Origin of the sequence: Cupriavidus campinensis, from assembly GCF_905397395.1 — a bacterium.
In the GTDB taxonomy this organism is placed as follows: domain Bacteria; phylum Pseudomonadota; class Gammaproteobacteria; order Burkholderiales; family Burkholderiaceae; genus Cupriavidus; species Cupriavidus campinensis.
Map to the genome: position 1 here is coordinate 99,725 of NZ_CAJPVH010000005.1, position 13,836 is coordinate 113,560.

Below are 13,836 nucleotides of genomic sequence, written 5' to 3' on the forward strand. Positions count from 1 at the left end.
GATTCATGTATCAGCAAATCCTGACCGCCCATGATCCGCACCTGCCCGCCTTCTATCAGGCAGGCCAACCCGTTACCCGGGGCGAACTCCAGCAGGCGTCCCAGCGCGCTGCCAGCTTCCTGTGGGAGCGGGGCCTGCGCCGGGGCGACAGGCTTGCCGTCTGGATTCCCGATGGCGCCGTCTGGCTGCAGTTGTTGTTTGGCGCGGCACAGCTGGGCGTGCTGGTGGTGCCCGTCAGCACCCGGCTGAAAACGGCCGAAGCGCTCCATGTGGTGAATACGGCACAGGCACGGATGTTGGTGGTGCCCACCCGCTTCCTGGATTTCGACTATATGGAAGCCGCCTCGGCCATCCAGCACGCCGTCGGCGCGCTGGAGCATGTGGTCAACGTGCCGGTGACCGGCGAGTTCATGTGGGACGCCTATCCCGCGCGCGCGGCAAGCCTCGGCGAGGGGCTGGACCCGTGGTGCACCTTCAGCACCTCGGGCACCACCGGCAAACCCAAGCTGGCCGTGCACACGCAGGCCGGCATCGTCACGCACGTGCTGAACGTGGCGGCGGCCACGGACATGCGGCCCGGCGACGCCACCCTCTGCGCCCTGCCCCTCTACGGCGTGATGGGCTTCGTCCTGGCGATCTCCTCGCTGGCAGCAGGCGCGGCCTGCGTGTTCCTGCCCGTGTTCAAGGCACAGGCCGCGGCCGAGGCCATGGAACGCCATGCAGTGACCCACTTCTACGGCTCCGACGCCATGCTCGACATGGTCCTCGGCGTGCCCGGCCACAGCTTCCGAAACTGGCGCCGGGGCGGCTTCGCCGAGTTCGCGGGACTGGGCAGCCGCATCACCGACAAGGCGTGGGCCGACTGGCAGGTGCCGCTCACCGCCATCTACGGGATGTCCGAATGTTTCGCGCTGGCCGCGCTGCGCGATACCAACGCGACTGGCGACGAACGCCGGCTGGCCGGGGGCCACCCGGTTGCGCCCGTGATTTCGTTCCGCATCGTCGATCCCGCGACCGGCGAAGTCGTCCCCGAAGGCGAACAGGGCGAATTGCAGCTGCGCGGCTACAACGTAACGGCCGGCTACCTCAACAACCCGACCGCCACGGCGGACGCCTTTACCTCCGATGGCTGGCTGCGCACAGGTGACCTCGCCCGGGCGCAGGGCCGCGCGTTCCAGTACCTGTCGCGCCTCAAGGACACGCTGCGCCTGCGCGGCTACCTCGTGGACCCGGCCGAGATCGAGGAATTCCTCGTCACGCACCCGGCAGTGGCGGCGGCGCAGGTGGTGGGCGTTCACCAGGAGGGGGAAGGCGACGTCGCGGTGGCGTTCATCCGCGCCCATCAGGCCGCCTATCAGGCAGACGTGAGCGAAGCGGCACTGCTGGAGTTCTGCAAGCGCGGCATCGCGGGGTTCAAGCTGCCCCGGCGCATCGTGGCGCTGGACGCCTTCCCGCAGGTGGACGGCCCCAACGGCGTCAAGATTCTCAAGCACGTCCTGCGCGATCTCGCCCGGCAACATCTTCAAACCGCACCGAACCCCCAAGACCACACAAGGAAGACGCCATGAAACTCAAGGAAATCAAATCGGACATCGCCTGGGCCACGCCGAAACGCGTGGTAATCCATGGCCTCGACCTGTGCGACGAGATCGTCGGCAAGCTGGACTTCGGCCAGATGGCCTTCCTGCAGATCTTCGGCCGGCTGCCGGCGGACGACAACGAGCTGCGCATGTTCAACGCGATGATGGTGATCCTGGTGGAGCACGGCATCACGCCGTCCTCGCTGGCCACCCGCATGACCTACTGCGGCGCGCCGGAGGCGGTGCAGGCCGCCGTGGCCGCCGGCCTGCTGGGGCTGGGCTCGGTGTTCGTCGGCTCGCTGGACAACGCCGCGCGCCTGCTGCAGGAGTCGCTCCCAGGCCAGGAAGTGGGCGATGACGTCGACATGAACGCGCTGGCCGCCGACATCGTGGCGGGGTACCGCAGCCGCAAGGAGATCCTCCCGGGCATCGGCCACCCCTTCCACAAGCCCATTGACCCGCGCGCGCCGGCGCTGTTCAAGGTCGCCCAGGAAACCGGCTTCGATGGCCCGTACATCAGGCTGATGGTGGCGCTGGGCGAGCAGGCGACGCAGCAGGCCAAGCGGCCCCTCCCGGTCAACGTCACCGGCGCGATGGCCGCGGTGGCCTCGGAGATGGGCATTTCTTGGAAGATCTGCCGGGGCCTCGCCGTGGCCGCGCGCTCGGTCGGACTGGTCGGCCACATCCTCGAGGAAATGCGCCAGCCGATGGCGGAAACGCTCTACCTGCGCATCGAGCACGAGGCCAGCGCGCATCTGCGTCCCGCTGACGAAGCCTGACCACAGGGACAGGCGCGTGACCCGGGCCCCAGCCGTGCATGCCGGCGATTCGCTCTCCACCAGCGAACTGCTGCATCGCATCCGCGCCTGCGTGAAGGACGTCCGGCACGGCGCCCGGGGCGCGGACGACCGCGATCATGCGGTACAGCAGCGGCTGGAAAACCTGCTGCGCAACGCCATTGCCGCCCGGTCGATCTCGGAGATGGCCGTGGCGCTGGGCAGCGCGGCGGAGCTGCGCGTCTTTCCGGCCGAAGCCGACCTGGAGCGCTGCACCGAGGCCGTCAAGGCTTCCGGCGCCACCGTGCTGCGCGCGCTGATCTGGACGGTGCGCCATCGCCACGCCCGGCATCTTGAGCAACTCAGGCGGCGCCGCTAGCCCTGTCCGCGCATCCAAAGTCAAAGCCCCCGCCACTCCAGGAGTTGCGGGGGCTTTTCTCTGCCGGGGCCGGCATCGGCCACGATCGTTCAATAAGGCCGATACAATTCCAGCCGCTTGCCGCTGTGCATGTAGTCCGCCCGGTAGCCGGCGCGCAGCACCGGGTCGGCCAGGAAGGTGTCGAACAGGCCATCGCGCAGATACGCGCGGCGGATATGCACGCCGGCCACCTGGCCCAGCACCAGCCAGTGGTCGGTGCCGTCGCCGTTCAGGTCCTTGATCTCGCGCACATCCAGCAGCTTGCATTCCAGCACGGCCGGAGACGCCGCCACGTGCGGCGCGCGGATGGCACGCCCGGGCGCCGGCGCCACGCCACAGAGGCGGAATTCGTCGACGTGGGGGTCCACCGGCTCGGACGTGGCGTTCATCTTCTCGGCCAGTTCGCGGCTGACGAAGTTCCACGCGAACTCGCGCGTCGCCTCGATATTGCGCACGCTGTCCTTGTAGCCCTCGCTGGAGAACGCAATGATGTACGGATCGGAACACATTGCCGCGCAGAAGCTGTACGGCGCGAGGTTGGGGGTGCCGGCGGCGGTGAGGCTCGAAATCCAGCCGATGATGCGCGGCGCGACAATCGCCTTGAACGGGTCATGGGGCAGGCCGTGGCCGGCATCCGGGCGATAGAAATAGACGTCGTCTTCCATGGGGCAGTGGTGTGATTGAAGCAGAAATGCATCCGGCGGCGGACGCCCCTGACAGGGAAGCATCCGCCGCCGTCCTGGCAGGCAGGGCGCGTAGCTTAGTCCAGCTGGGCGCCCGAGGCCTTGACCTTCTCCACGGCCAGCGCCCGATCCTTGACCAGCGCCTTGGCGTATTCCTGGGGCGAGTCCAGCACGGGGTCCAGCGCGTACTTCTCGAGATTGTCACTGCGGAATTGCGGGTTCATGACCACCTTCTTCACGTCGGTATAGATCTTCTGGCGCAACGCCTCCGGTGTGCCACCCGGGGCCAGCAGGCTGAACGGGAAGCTGGCGTCGAGCTTCGGATACCCGGCCTCGGCAAACGTCGGCACACTCGGCAGGATCGAAGCCCGCTTGGCCCCGTTGATGCCCAACGCCTTGACCTTGCCGCCCAGCGCGAACGGGCCGACCACGGAGCCCGCGCCAATCGTCACCTGGATGGTGCCGCCCATCACGTCCTGCAAGGCCGGCGCGAGCCCCTTGTATGGCACGTGGACCATTTCCAGCCCGTTCTCCTTGGCGAACCACGCCAGCGCGAGGTGAGTGGTATTGCCGATGCCCGCCGAGCCGTAGCTCACCTGGCCGGGATGGGCCTTCACATAGGTCACGAAGCTGCGCAGGTCGGTTACCGGCAGCGACGGCGACACGGCGATCGCCATATTGGCCATGGCCACCCGCGTAATCGGCGACAGTTCCTTGATCGGGTCGTACGGGAGCTTCTTGAACACATACAGGTTCAGGGTAGCGGCGGCATCGGTGGCCAGCAGCAGCGTGTAGCCATCGCCCGGCGACTTGGCCACCGCCGTGGCGCCGATGACCTCGTTGCCGCCCGGCCGGTTGTCTACCACCACCGGCTGGCCCCAGATGGTGGCCAGCTGCACTGACAATGCACGCGCCAGATTGTCGACCGGCCCGCCTGCCGCGTAAGGCACCACCAGCCTGACCGGCTTGTGCGGCCAATCGGCCGTCTGTGCACCGGCACTGCCCGCGCAGCACACGGTCAGGATCGAAAAGAAGAGCTTCAAGCGTTTCATGGTCATCCCCAGGGTGCTGGATCGAACCCGCAAGCCTAAACATATCCCGCTAGCCCGGTCCCGCTGTTTCGAAAACGTTTTCGGTACAGTAGGCCCAGCACCCTGGGGAGTCAATATCGATCTATGCGTTATCAGGGAAAATACGGGGGAATAGAATCGATAACGTTTTCGATGTGATGTTTTCCTGCCGCACTGGCTAGCCCTAGTTGCCGGGCGCGTTGCCGGCAGGGTCTTCCAGTTGCAGCAGGATCTTGCGCAGGCTCCTGGCCACCGAAGAGCGCTCCGTAGGGGACAGGCAATCCAGCAACTGGTTGGCTTCCTTGAAATGCGCGGTGAGCACGGCGTCTGCCAGTTCCAGCCCCTGCTCGGTCAGCACCACCAGCGTGCCGCGCCGGTCGCTGGGATCGGGCTCCCGCCTCACCAGCCCGCGCTTTTCCACCCGGTCGATCCGCAGGGTCATGGCGCCGGATGACAGCAGCAGCGCCCGGGACAGCGCGCTGGGGTTCAGCGCATAGGGCGGCCCGGTGCGCCGCAGCGTGGCAATCATGTCGAACATGTCCCAGGTGATGCCGTGAGGCGCCAGCCACCGCTCGGACGCCCTCATCGCCAGATCGCGAATCCGCAGGATGCGGCCCAGCACCAGCACGTGGTCCGTGACGAGATCAGGCCGCACGCGCGCCCACTCTTCATCGAATGTGTCTATCAAATCGTGTTTATCCATATAAGAAATTGTCTCGGGCGCTTGCTATCTTTGCGTAAAGTATCTTTATACAAAGATACTAATGTTTGACTAACCCTACAAGGATACAAGGAGACTTCGATGACGACACGCTTCCGGCTGCTGGTTTTCCTGCTGACCTGGCTGGCATTCGCCCAACCGCCCACCGCGATGGCGCAAACCCCGGCCAGAACCAAGGTGCGCGTGGCGTCCGTGGTCTCGGCGGCATGGCTGCCGCTGTGGATTGCCAAGGACAAGGGCATGTTCGAGGCGCACGGGCTGGACGTGGACATCACCACCGTCCAGAACGTCTCCACCGTGGTCGGCGCGCTGGGCCGGCAGTTCGAGGTCTCCGGGTGCACGCCCATCGACATCATCAAGGCGCGGCTGCGGAAGCTCGATGTCGTGGGCATCGCGGGCAATACGCAGGAGCTGACGGCCAACCAGCAGATGCGGCTGGTGACCCGCGCCGACAGCCCGATCCGGGACCTGGCCGACCTCAAGGGGCAGGTCGTGGCCACGCCCTCGCTCAACGGGGTGATCCACATCGCCACGCTCAATGCGCTGCGGCAGCGCGGCGTGGACCCCAAGGCCGTCCGCTTCCAGGAGATGGCTTTCGCCAATATGGGCGACCAGCTGGCGGCGGGGCGCGTGGCGGCGGCGGAGATCGTCGAACCCTACGCCTCGGCGTCGATGAAGGTGGGCGTGCGTACCCTCGGCAACCCCATGCTCGGCGTGGCCGACCCGGTGATCCTGACCTGCTGGATGGCGAGCGGCCAGTGGGCCCGTGACAACCGGGGCGCCGTGGCGGCCTGGCGCGCCGCGCTCAACGACGCCATCCAGTACATCCAGAAGAACGACCAGGCGTCACGCGCGGTGCTGGCCAAGTGGACCCGCCTGCCCGATGCGGTGGCAGCCTCGGTCCATCTGCCGGCCTACACCACCCGCCTCGGCGATGCCGAGATCGACACCTGGATCCAGACCGCCGTCGCCGTCGGCGCCATCAACGAGAAAGCAAGCGCCATCGGCGCCAGCCTCAACTAGTTCACGACCTATGAACGCATCGGTATTTTGCTGTGAGCAGGCGGAAGTCAGACTGACGTCGGCAAGTGGGGAGAAGACGATTCTCCAGGGCATCGACCTGAATATCGGCCGGGGCGAGTTCCTCTGCATGGTGGGCGGCTCCGGCACGGGCAAGACCACCCTGCTGCGCGCGCTCGGCGGGTTCTGTGCGCCGACCGGCGGCGCCGTCTTCTATGAAGGTGCCGCCTTCAGCGGCCCGCCGGCGGGTGTGGTGACGGTGTTCCAGGACTACGGCAACGCGCTGCTGCCGTGGCGGACGGTGCGTGGCAACGTGGCGCTAGGCATCGAGGAGCAGGTCTCCGGCGCGGCACTGGACGACCGTATCGACGCCGCGCTGGCCATGGTCGGCCTGCAGCAGGCGGCCCGGGAGTATCCTGCCAAGCTGTCCGGCGGCATGCAGCAGCGACTGCAAATCGCCCGCGCACTGGCGCTGCAGCCCAAGGTGCTGCTGATGGACGAGCCGTTCGGGGCGCTGGACGCCATGACCAAGGCCAAGCTGCAGGACCAGCTCCGGCACATTCAGGCCAGCACTGGCGCCACCATCGTCTTCATCACACACGATGTGGACGAGGCGGTGTATCTGGGGGATCGCGTCATCCTGCTCGCCGGCTCGCCGGGGCGGATTGCCTCGGAGCTGCGCCCTGCCCTGCCCGCCACGCGCGACCAGATTTCGACCAAGGAGATGCCCGAGTACCTCCACGCGCGTCATGAGCTGCTGGAGCGCCTGCACGGAGCGGCCCGATGACGCCCCGCCTCCCGCAAACGCGCCAATGGCTGCTCCCGGCGGCCCTCCTCGTGGCCTGGCAACTCGCGGCCACGGCCCAGGAGGGGCCCAGCATCCTGCCCTCGCCCGTGGAGATCGGCCAGACCCTGCTAGAGACGCTGGTCAGTGGCCGGCTGCCGGCCGATGCGCTGCATACCTTTGCCGCGGCCATCGCCAGCTGGGTGATCTGCCTGCTGATCGGCATCCCGCTCGGCATGGCGCTCGGCAGCGCCGAGCGGCTGCGCGTCGCCCTGTCGCTCTTTATCGAGCTATTGCGGCCCCTGCCGGCCGTGGCGCTGATTCCGCTCGCCATCCTCGTGTTCGGCTTCTCCTGGCAGACCGAGATCACCGTCACGGTGTTCGCCAGCGTGTGGCCGCTGATCCTGGCCAGCCGGTCCGGCATCGAACGGCTGCATCCGCGCATCCTCGAGGTGGTCAGCACGCTTCACCTGCGCCGCTGGCATGCGCTGCGCTGCGTGATCACGCCCGCTGCGTTCCGCCAGATCCTCGTGGGCGCCAAGCTCAGCTTCAGCCTATGCCTGGTGGTCAGCGTGGTCGCCGAGATGGTTGGCAACCCAGCTGGACTGGGATGGGGGCTGGTCAGCGCCCAGGAGGCCATGCGCGCCAGCGAGACATTTGCCTATCTCTTCGCCATTGGCATCCTCGGCGTCTGCGCGAACTGCGCGCTGGACTTCGCCGTCAAGCATCTGTTTCCTGGACTGGCCCAGGGCAACTGAAAGGACTGTGCTCATGAACAAGATGTCCCGTGGGCTGCTCAGCCTTGCCACGCCCATCGCCCTGCTCGGCGTCTGGGGGGCGCTGGGCGACCCTGCCTCGCCGGTGGCGCCGCCCCCGCAGACGTGGCTCACGCAGGCGGCCGTCATGCTGGCGGCGGGCGACCTGCAACTGGCGGTCCTCGCCACGCTGAAAACCGTGCTGCTTTCCACGCTGGTCGCCGGCATGGCCGGCACGGTGATGGGCGCCACGCTGGGCGCGCGCCGTGCCGTCTCCGACACCGTGGCGCCCACGCTCGAATTCCTGCGCTCGATCCCGCCGCCGACCATCGTCCCGGTGGCCATGCTGCTGATCGGCGCCGGCACCGGGCTGGATATCACGGTAGTCGCGTTGGCCACGGTCTGGCCGGTGATGCTCAACGTGCTGCAGGCGACGCGATCGATCCATCCCACACTGATCAGCACGGGCCACACGCTCAGGCTCTCGCCCTGGAGCCGGGTGCGGAACATCTACGTGCCGTGCATCCTGCCCGGCGTGATTGCCGGACTGCGCGTGGCGGCGCCGCTGGCGATCATCGTCGCCCTGCTGGTCGAGATGCTGGCCACGCGACCGGGCATCGGCCGCCTGCTGCTCACCGCCCAGCGGGACTTCGATGCCCCCGGCGTCTTTGCCCTGCTGCTCACCGTCGGCCTGATCGGCGTGGCGGTGAACGGGGCGTTCGAATGGCTGGAGCGATCTGCCGCGAGACGCCTGCCCAACGCCATGCGCTGAGCCCCCCCAACAACCGGAACGGAACCCTTTGAATCCATGTCCATCGACTTTCAGATCATCGACCACGCCATCGCCCACATCGTCATCGACCGCCCGGAACGCCACAACGCGCTCGACGTCGAGCACGACCGCGCACTGGCCGGCGCCTGGCAGCGTTTCAACGACGACCCGCAGCTAAAGGTCGCCGTGCTCTCCGCCCGGGGCGGCCGCGCCTTCTGCACCGGGGCCGATATTGGCGACTATCTCGCCTATCGGCGCGATCTCGCCGAGAGCGACGCGCCCACGTCGATCATCAGCTTTGGCGGCCTGACCGGCGCCGGCGACGTGTCCAAGCCGACCATCGCCGCTATCGACGGCATCTGTGTGGCCGGCGGGCTGGAACTGGCGCTGGCCTGCGACATCCGCCTCGCCACGCCCGAATCGACTTTCGCTTTGCCGGAGGTCCGGCTGGGGATTCTTCCCGGCGGTGGTGGCACCCAGCGGCTGGCAAAGGTGGCGGGGATGGGTGTAGCCATGCGGATGATCCTGACCGGCGACACCTTCGATGCCAGCTTCGCCCTGAACCACGGGCTGGTGACCGAACTGGTGCCGAAGGCGGGACTGGAGGCAGCCGCGCTCAAGATCGCGCGCCAGATTGCCGGAAATGGTCCGCTGGCCGTCATCGCCGCGCGGCGCGCCGTGCTCGCCAGCCATGACCTCACGCTGGAGGCCGGGCTGTTCGAGGAATCGGCCTTGCAGCGGCTGCTGCTGCGCAGCCGCGACGCCCGCGAGGGCGCCACGGCATTCGTCGAGCGGCGACCGGCCGCCTATATCGGAAGCTGACGCCGGCCGGTGAAGCACCGGCGCAGGGTCACTCGCGCCGGAGCTTCTCCACGGCGTCCGGGCTGACGGCCGGGGCGCTGTTGTTCCAGCTGGCGCGGATGAAGGTCAGCACCTCGGCGACGTCGCGGTCGCTCAGGATGGCGGCGTACTTCGGCATCGGATACGGCGCCGGAATGCCGCGGATCACGAGGTCCGGCGTGCCGTGCAGCGTCACGTTGATCAGCGACGACGCATCGCGCTCCAGCACGTTCGGATTGCCAGCCAGCGGCGCGAGCAGGGGCGCAACGCCGCGCCCGTCCGCGCCGTGGCACTGCATGCAGTACGTGGCGTATAGCCGCGCGCCGGCGTTGCCAGCCGGGCGCTGCAAGGCCACCGTGGTCGTCCGGGCGTCGTACGCGTAAGGCGGAGCGCCGTTGCCACCCTGTGCCGGGAGCGACTTCAGGTAGGCGGCCATCGCCGCGAGATCGCCATCGGTCATCGCCTGCGTGCTGTTGTGGATGACCTCGGACATCGGCCCAAACGCCGTCGCGTGCCGGTTTGCCCCATCCTTCAGGAACCCCGCGATATCGGCTGCGCTCCAGCGCCCCAGCCCCACGTTGTGCTCGCCGGTCAGGTTCGAGGCGTACCAGCCATCGAGCAGCGCGCCGGCAAGGAACGCCTTGCCGCCCTCGTCCAGCGCCTTCTCCTGGAAGCCGACGCCACGCGGCGTGTGGCAGGAGCCGCAATGCCCCAGCCCCTGCACCAGATAGGCGCCGCGGTTCCACGCGGCGCCCTGGCCGGGCTTTTCCTTATAGACGGCCTTTTCGAGGAAGACGAGGTTCCAGAGCTTGAGCGGCCAGCGCATATTCATCGGCCAGCGGATGTCGGACGCCCGGTTGGCCTGCCGCACCGCCGGCACACCATGCATGAAATACGCGTAGAGCGCGGTCAGGTCGGCATCGTTGACCTTGGCGTAGGACGGATACGGCATGGCCGGATACAGGTTGTGGCCGTCCTTCGCCACGCCTTCGCGCATGGCACGGTTGAACGCCGCCTGCGTATAGCCGCCGATGCCGGTGGCCGGATCGGGCGTGATATTGGTGGTGTAGATGCGGCCCAGCGGCGTCGTCATCGGCAGCCCGCCCGCGAAGGGCTTGCCGCCCGGCGCCGAGTGGCAGGCCACGCAGTCGCCGAGCCTGGCCAGATACTCGCCGCGCGCGACCAGCGCCTGGTCCACCGCCGTGGCGGCCTGTGCGGGCGCCGCCCCGAACGCCAGCAGCGCGGTGCCGAGCAGCGCACCCGTGGATTTCAGCTTGTTCATCGTTTCTGTGCTCACGTGCGCGCCTTCAGTTGATCGCCCACCGGCAGGGTGTGCAGCCGCCGGCCCGTGGCCGCGTGGATGGCGTTGGCCAGCGCGGGCTGGAGCGCGGACGTTCCCGGCTCGCCGATGCCGCCCGGCGCCTCGCTGCTCTTGACGATATGGACGTCGATCTCCGGTGTCTCGTTGATGCGCAGCATCCGGTAGTCGTTGAAGTTGCTCTGCTCGACGCGGCCCGCCCGGATCGTGATCTGGCTGTAGAGCGCCGCCGTCAGGCCAAAGATGATGCCGCCCTGCATCTGCGCCTCGATCGTGTCCGGGTTGACCGCCATGCCGCAGTCGACCACGCAGGTGACGCGGTTCACGCGCACCTCGCCGTTCTGCACGGTCACATCGACGACCATCGCGAAAAAGCTGTCGAACGCATGCATCACGGAGACGCCGCTGCCCCGGCCATTGCCCTGGGACACGCCCGGCTTCCATCCGGAGGCCCGCACCGCCTCGTTCAGCACATACAACGCGCGCGGGGACTTGCGCAGCAGATCCCGCCGGTACGCCACCGGGTCCACCTTGGCGGCTTGCGCCAGCATGTCGATAAAGCTCTCGACCACAAAGGCGCCGCGCGTGGGCCCGACGCCGCGCCAGAAGGCCGTTGGCACGTCCCGCGGCTCCTGGCGCACGTAGTCAACCAGCTGGTTGGGCAGGTCGTAGGGCAATTCCGCCGCCACCGCCACGGCATCGGGATCGACGCCATTCGGCATCATCGCGGCCGGCGCGTAGCGGGCCATGATCGAGGAGCCGACAATGCGGTGCTGCCAGGCCAGCGGCTTGCCGCTATCGTCCAGCCCGGCGGAAATCCGGTCGTAGTAGTACGGGCGGTACATGTCGTGCTGGATATCCTCCTCGCGCGTCCACACCACCTTCACCGGCACGCGCAGTTGCCGGGCGATCTTCACGGCCTGCGTGACCATGTCGATTTCCAGCCGCCGGCCGAAGCCGCCGCCGAGCAGGTAGTTGTGCACGGTGATCTTGCCGGGCGGCAGTCCGGTGACCCTGGCGGCCGCATCGACCACGCGCCCGGGCACCTGCGTGCCGGTCCAGACTTCGCAGCCATCCGGGCGCACATGCACGGTGCAGTTCACCGGCTCCATGGTCGCGTGCGCGAGGAACGGCTGCTGGAAGACCGCATCGATGCGCGTGCGGGCCTTGGCGAATGCCTTGTCGACATCGCCTTCCCGGCGCGCCACGGCGCCGCTGCGGCGCGAGGCCTTGACGAGGTCGGCGACGATCGTCTCCGTCGATACCTTGGCGCCCGGCCCTTCGTTCCAGCGAATCACCAGCGCCTGCAGCCCGCGCTTTGCCGCCCAGGTGTGGGCGCCGATCACGGCCACACCGTTGTCGAAGCGGACCACCTGCTGCACCCCGGGCATCTTGCGGGCGTGCGTGTCATCGACGCTGGCCAGCGTGCCGCCGAACACCGGGCACGTGGCAATCGCCGCATAGACCATGCCCGGCAGCCGCACGTCCAGGCCGAACATGGCGGTGCCGTCGACCTTCTCCGGGGAGTCGAGCCGCTTCACCCGCGTGCCGATCAGCCGGAAATCCTTCGGCGCCTTGAGCCGGACGTCCTGCGGCGGCGGCAGCTTCGCCGCGTCGTCTACCAGCTCGCCATAGCCGATGCTGCGGCGGCTGGGCGGATGCGTTACCCGGCCCGCCTGCGCGATACAGGTCGATGGATCGACCTTCCAGCGCCGCGCGGCAGCCGTGACGAGTAGCGTCCGCGCGCTGGCGCCGGCCTTGCGCATCGGCTCCCACGCGTAGCGGATCGAGGTCGAGGCGCCGGTCAGTTGCTCGCCCAGCAGCGGGTCGTTGAACAGCTTGCCATCGGGCGGCGCATGGACGAGCGTGATGCGCTCCAGCGGCACTTCCAGCTCCTCCGCCAACAGCATGGGAATCGACGTATAGACGCCCTGCCCCATCTCCACCTTCGGCATGATCAGCGTGACCTGCCCGCTGCGCGCGATCTGGATGAACGCGTTGGGCGCGAACACGCCCGGCTGCGGCGTCTCCACGCCATCCCCGCCGATGACCGACCGGCGCCCTTCGCCCTGGCTGCGCGCCGGCACGCTGAAGCCGAACAGCAGGCCACCGCCGCCGGCAGCGCCGACCATCGCGGCGAACTTGAGGAAGCCTCGGCGCGAGACGTCCGTCTCCTGTGCATCGCCATGCATGTCAGGCTTCCTTCGCGGCCTGCCTGACGGCGGCGCGGATGCGGTTGTACGTGCCGCAGCGGCAGATATTGCCTGCCATCGCGGCATCGATATCGGCGTCGCTCGGCTTCGGATTGCTGGCGATCAGCGCCGCCGCCGACATCACCTGGCCCGACTGGCAGTAGCCGCACTGCACGACATCGAGCGCGCGCCACGCGGCCTGCACGCGCTGGCCGGCCGGCGTCGCGCTAACGCCCTCGATCGTGGTGATCTTGCGCTCGCCAACGGCCGAGACCGGCATCACGCAGGCCCGCACCGCCACGCCATCGAGGTGGACGGTGCACGCGCCGCACTGGGCGATGCCGCAGCCGAACTTGGTGCCCGTCAGGCCGACGAGGTCACGAATCGCCCACAGCAGGGGCATGTCGGGCGGCGCATCGATCGTGTGCTGCCGGCCGTTGATATCCAGTCTTACCATGTGTGCCGCTCCGGTTTAGGGGGGATGCGCCAGCGCTCAGGGGCTGAGCGCGAAGCGCTGCGTGCCGTCCACCGGCGCGAGCCAGTACGGCGCGCGATCGGTATAGATCTCAAGGCCGGGCGGCTGGATGCCGGCCAGGCTGTCCAGCGTGCCTGCCTTCACCAGCACCACGCCGGGCATCGTCGACACCCGGGTGAGGATGGGCGACCCGCAACTACCGCAGAAATGGCGATACGAGGGATGCCCGCTGTCGCCCCGGTCCTCGAACACCCTGGTCTCGCCGTGCTGCGTGAAGTTGGCCTCCTTCACGAAGAGGTTGAACGAGAACAGGCTGGCGCTCTGTTTCTGGCAGTGCCGGCAATGGCAGATGGCCGCCGTCTCCGGCTCGCCCTTCATCACGTAACGCACGGCTCCGCACAGGCAGCCGCCTTGTCTTTCCTTCATGATTGG

Annotated in this window: 15 protein-coding genes; 8 read left to right on the top strand and 7 right to left on the bottom strand. The window is 68.0% G+C overall.

What is annotated here, in order from left to right:
• Window positions 1-5 precede the first annotated feature (5 nt).
• The 3 genes from KHO18_RS05015 to KHO18_RS05025 are packed head-to-tail and all read left to right on the top strand — an operon-like array spanning window position 6 to window position 2,735.
• A complete protein-coding gene (locus KHO18_RS05015) occupies window positions 6-1,568 on the top strand; it encodes an AMP-binding protein (protein WP_211942865.1) in 1,563 nt (520 codons plus the stop codon).
• On the top strand, window positions 1,565-2,359 hold the full coding sequence (locus KHO18_RS05020; protein WP_144196550.1) for a citryl-CoA lyase: 795 nt from the start codon (window positions 1,565-1,567) through the stop codon (window positions 2,357-2,359). The genes KHO18_RS05015 and KHO18_RS05020 overlap by 4 nt, the downstream gene beginning before the upstream one ends.
• 16 nt (window positions 2,360-2,375) lie before the next feature.
• Complete coding sequence (locus KHO18_RS05025) at window positions 2,376-2,735, top strand: hypothetical protein (RefSeq protein ID WP_144196549.1); 360 nt, start codon at window positions 2,376-2,378, stop codon at window positions 2,733-2,735.
• Window positions 2,736-2,824: 89 nt separating this feature from the next.
• Here the strand turns inward: KHO18_RS05025 and KHO18_RS05030 are convergent, their stop codons facing one another.
• The 3 genes from KHO18_RS05030 to KHO18_RS05040 form a co-directional block, all read right to left on the bottom strand.
• Complete coding sequence (locus KHO18_RS05030) at window positions 2,825-3,439, bottom strand: flavin reductase family protein (RefSeq protein WP_144196548.1); 615 nt, start codon at window positions 3,437-3,439, stop codon at window positions 2,825-2,827.
• 95 nt (window positions 3,440-3,534) lie between these two features.
• On the bottom strand, window positions 3,535-4,509 hold the full coding sequence (locus KHO18_RS05035) for a Bug family tripartite tricarboxylate transporter substrate binding protein (protein ID WP_186296777.1): 975 nt from the start codon (window positions 4,507-4,509) through the stop codon (window positions 3,535-3,537).
• 202 nt (window positions 4,510-4,711) lie between these two features.
• Window positions 4,712-5,182, bottom strand: coding sequence for a MarR family winged helix-turn-helix transcriptional regulator (locus KHO18_RS05040; RefSeq protein ID WP_211942866.1), 471 nt, complete (start codon window positions 5,180-5,182; stop codon window positions 4,712-4,714).
• A gap of 147 nt (window positions 5,183-5,329) precedes the next feature.
• On the opposite strand from KHO18_RS05040, the gene KHO18_RS05045 reads away from it, so the two are divergent.
• From KHO18_RS05045 to KHO18_RS05065, 5 genes are read left to right on the top strand one after another with little or no spacing between them, the layout of a single operon-like run.
• Window positions 5,330-6,271 (top strand): ABC transporter substrate-binding protein, encoded by a 942-nt coding sequence (locus KHO18_RS05045; protein ID WP_144196545.1) that lies wholly within the window; start codon window positions 5,330-5,332, stop codon window positions 6,269-6,271.
• Window positions 6,272-6,281: 10 nt separating this feature from the next.
• Entirely contained in the window at window positions 6,282-7,055 is a 774-nt protein-coding gene (locus KHO18_RS05050) for an ABC transporter ATP-binding protein (protein ID WP_244844552.1), read from the top strand.
• Window positions 7,052-7,810 carry an ABC transporter permease gene (locus KHO18_RS05055; protein ID WP_144196544.1) on the top strand — a complete coding sequence of 253 codons (759 nt, stop codon included), beginning with the start codon at window positions 7,052-7,054 and terminating at the stop codon, window positions 7,808-7,810. Before KHO18_RS05050 ends, KHO18_RS05055 begins: the two co-directional genes overlap by 4 nt.
• Window positions 7,811-7,823: 13 nt before the next feature.
• On the top strand, window positions 7,824-8,579 hold the full coding sequence (locus tag KHO18_RS05060; RefSeq protein WP_144196543.1) for an ABC transporter permease: 756 nt from the start codon (window positions 7,824-7,826) through the stop codon (window positions 8,577-8,579).
• A 36-nt stretch (window positions 8,580-8,615) separates the two neighbouring features.
• Window positions 8,616-9,401, top strand: a complete 786-nt coding sequence (locus KHO18_RS05065) for an enoyl-CoA hydratase/isomerase family protein (protein WP_144196542.1) — start codon at window positions 8,616-8,618, stop codon at window positions 9,399-9,401.
• Window positions 9,402-9,429: 28 nt separating this feature from the next.
• Here the strand turns inward: KHO18_RS05065 and KHO18_RS05070 are convergent, their stop codons facing one another.
• Genes KHO18_RS05070 through KHO18_RS05085 form a run of 4 tightly spaced genes read right to left on the bottom strand, consistent with a single transcriptional unit; the run spans window position 9,430 to window position 13,830 of the window.
• Window positions 9,430-10,701, bottom strand: coding sequence for a c-type cytochrome (locus tag KHO18_RS05070; RefSeq protein WP_144196541.1), 1,272 nt, complete (start codon window positions 10,699-10,701; stop codon window positions 9,430-9,432).
• Window positions 10,702-10,712: 11 nt separating this feature from the next.
• Window positions 10,713-12,929 carry a xanthine dehydrogenase family protein molybdopterin-binding subunit gene (locus KHO18_RS05075; RefSeq protein ID WP_144196540.1) on the bottom strand — a complete coding sequence of 739 codons (2,217 nt, stop codon included), beginning with the start codon at window positions 12,927-12,929 and terminating at the stop codon, window positions 10,713-10,715.
• A gap of 1 nt (window position 12,930) precedes the next feature.
• Complete coding sequence (locus tag KHO18_RS05080) at window positions 12,931-13,386, bottom strand: (2Fe-2S)-binding protein (RefSeq protein ID WP_092294846.1); 456 nt, start codon at window positions 13,384-13,386, stop codon at window positions 12,931-12,933.
• A 36-nt stretch (window positions 13,387-13,422) separates the two neighbouring features.
• On the bottom strand, window positions 13,423-13,830 hold the full coding sequence (locus KHO18_RS05085; RefSeq protein ID WP_092294844.1) for a GFA family protein: 408 nt from the start codon (window positions 13,828-13,830) through the stop codon (window positions 13,423-13,425).
• Between the last annotated feature and the right edge of the window lie 6 nt (window positions 13,831-13,836).

Excerpts from the sequence above, each read along its gene's own strand:
- KHO18_RS05015 (WP_211942865.1), top strand. The coding sequence starts at position 6 with ATGTATCAGCAAATCCTGACCGCCCATGATCCGCACCTGCCCGCCTTC.
- KHO18_RS05020 (WP_144196550.1), top strand. The coding sequence starts at position 1,565 with ATGAAACTCAAGGAAATCAAATCGGACATCGCCTGGGCCACGCCGAAA.
- KHO18_RS05030 (WP_144196548.1), bottom strand. The coding sequence starts at position 3,439 with ATGGAAGACGACGTCTATTTCTATCGCCCGGATGCCGGCCACGGCCTG.
- KHO18_RS05035 (WP_186296777.1), bottom strand. The coding sequence starts at position 4,509 with ATGAAACGCTTGAAGCTCTTCTTTTCGATCCTGACCGTGTGCTGCGCG.
- KHO18_RS05045 (WP_144196545.1), top strand. The coding sequence starts at position 5,330 with ATGACGACACGCTTCCGGCTGCTGGTTTTCCTGCTGACCTGGCTGGCA.
- KHO18_RS05050 (WP_244844552.1), top strand. The coding sequence starts at position 6,282 with ATGAACGCATCGGTATTTTGCTGTGAGCAGGCGGAAGTCAGACTGACG.
- KHO18_RS05055 (WP_144196544.1), top strand. The coding sequence starts at position 7,052 with ATGACGCCCCGCCTCCCGCAAACGCGCCAATGGCTGCTCCCGGCGGCC.
- KHO18_RS05060 (WP_144196543.1), top strand. The coding sequence starts at position 7,824 with ATGAACAAGATGTCCCGTGGGCTGCTCAGCCTTGCCACGCCCATCGCC.
- KHO18_RS05065 (WP_144196542.1), top strand. The coding sequence starts at position 8,616 with ATGTCCATCGACTTTCAGATCATCGACCACGCCATCGCCCACATCGTC.
- KHO18_RS05070 (WP_144196541.1), bottom strand. The coding sequence starts at position 10,701 with ATGAACAAGCTGAAATCCACGGGTGCGCTGCTCGGCACCGCGCTGCTG.
- KHO18_RS05075 (WP_144196540.1), bottom strand. The coding sequence starts at position 12,929 with ATGCATGGCGATGCACAGGAGACGGACGTCTCGCGCCGAGGCTTCCTC.
- KHO18_RS05080 (WP_092294846.1), bottom strand. The coding sequence starts at position 13,386 with ATGGTAAGACTGGATATCAACGGCCGGCAGCACACGATCGATGCGCCG.
- KHO18_RS05085 (WP_092294844.1), bottom strand. The coding sequence starts at position 13,830 with ATGAAGGAAAGACAAGGCGGCTGCCTGTGCGGAGCCGTGCGTTACGTG.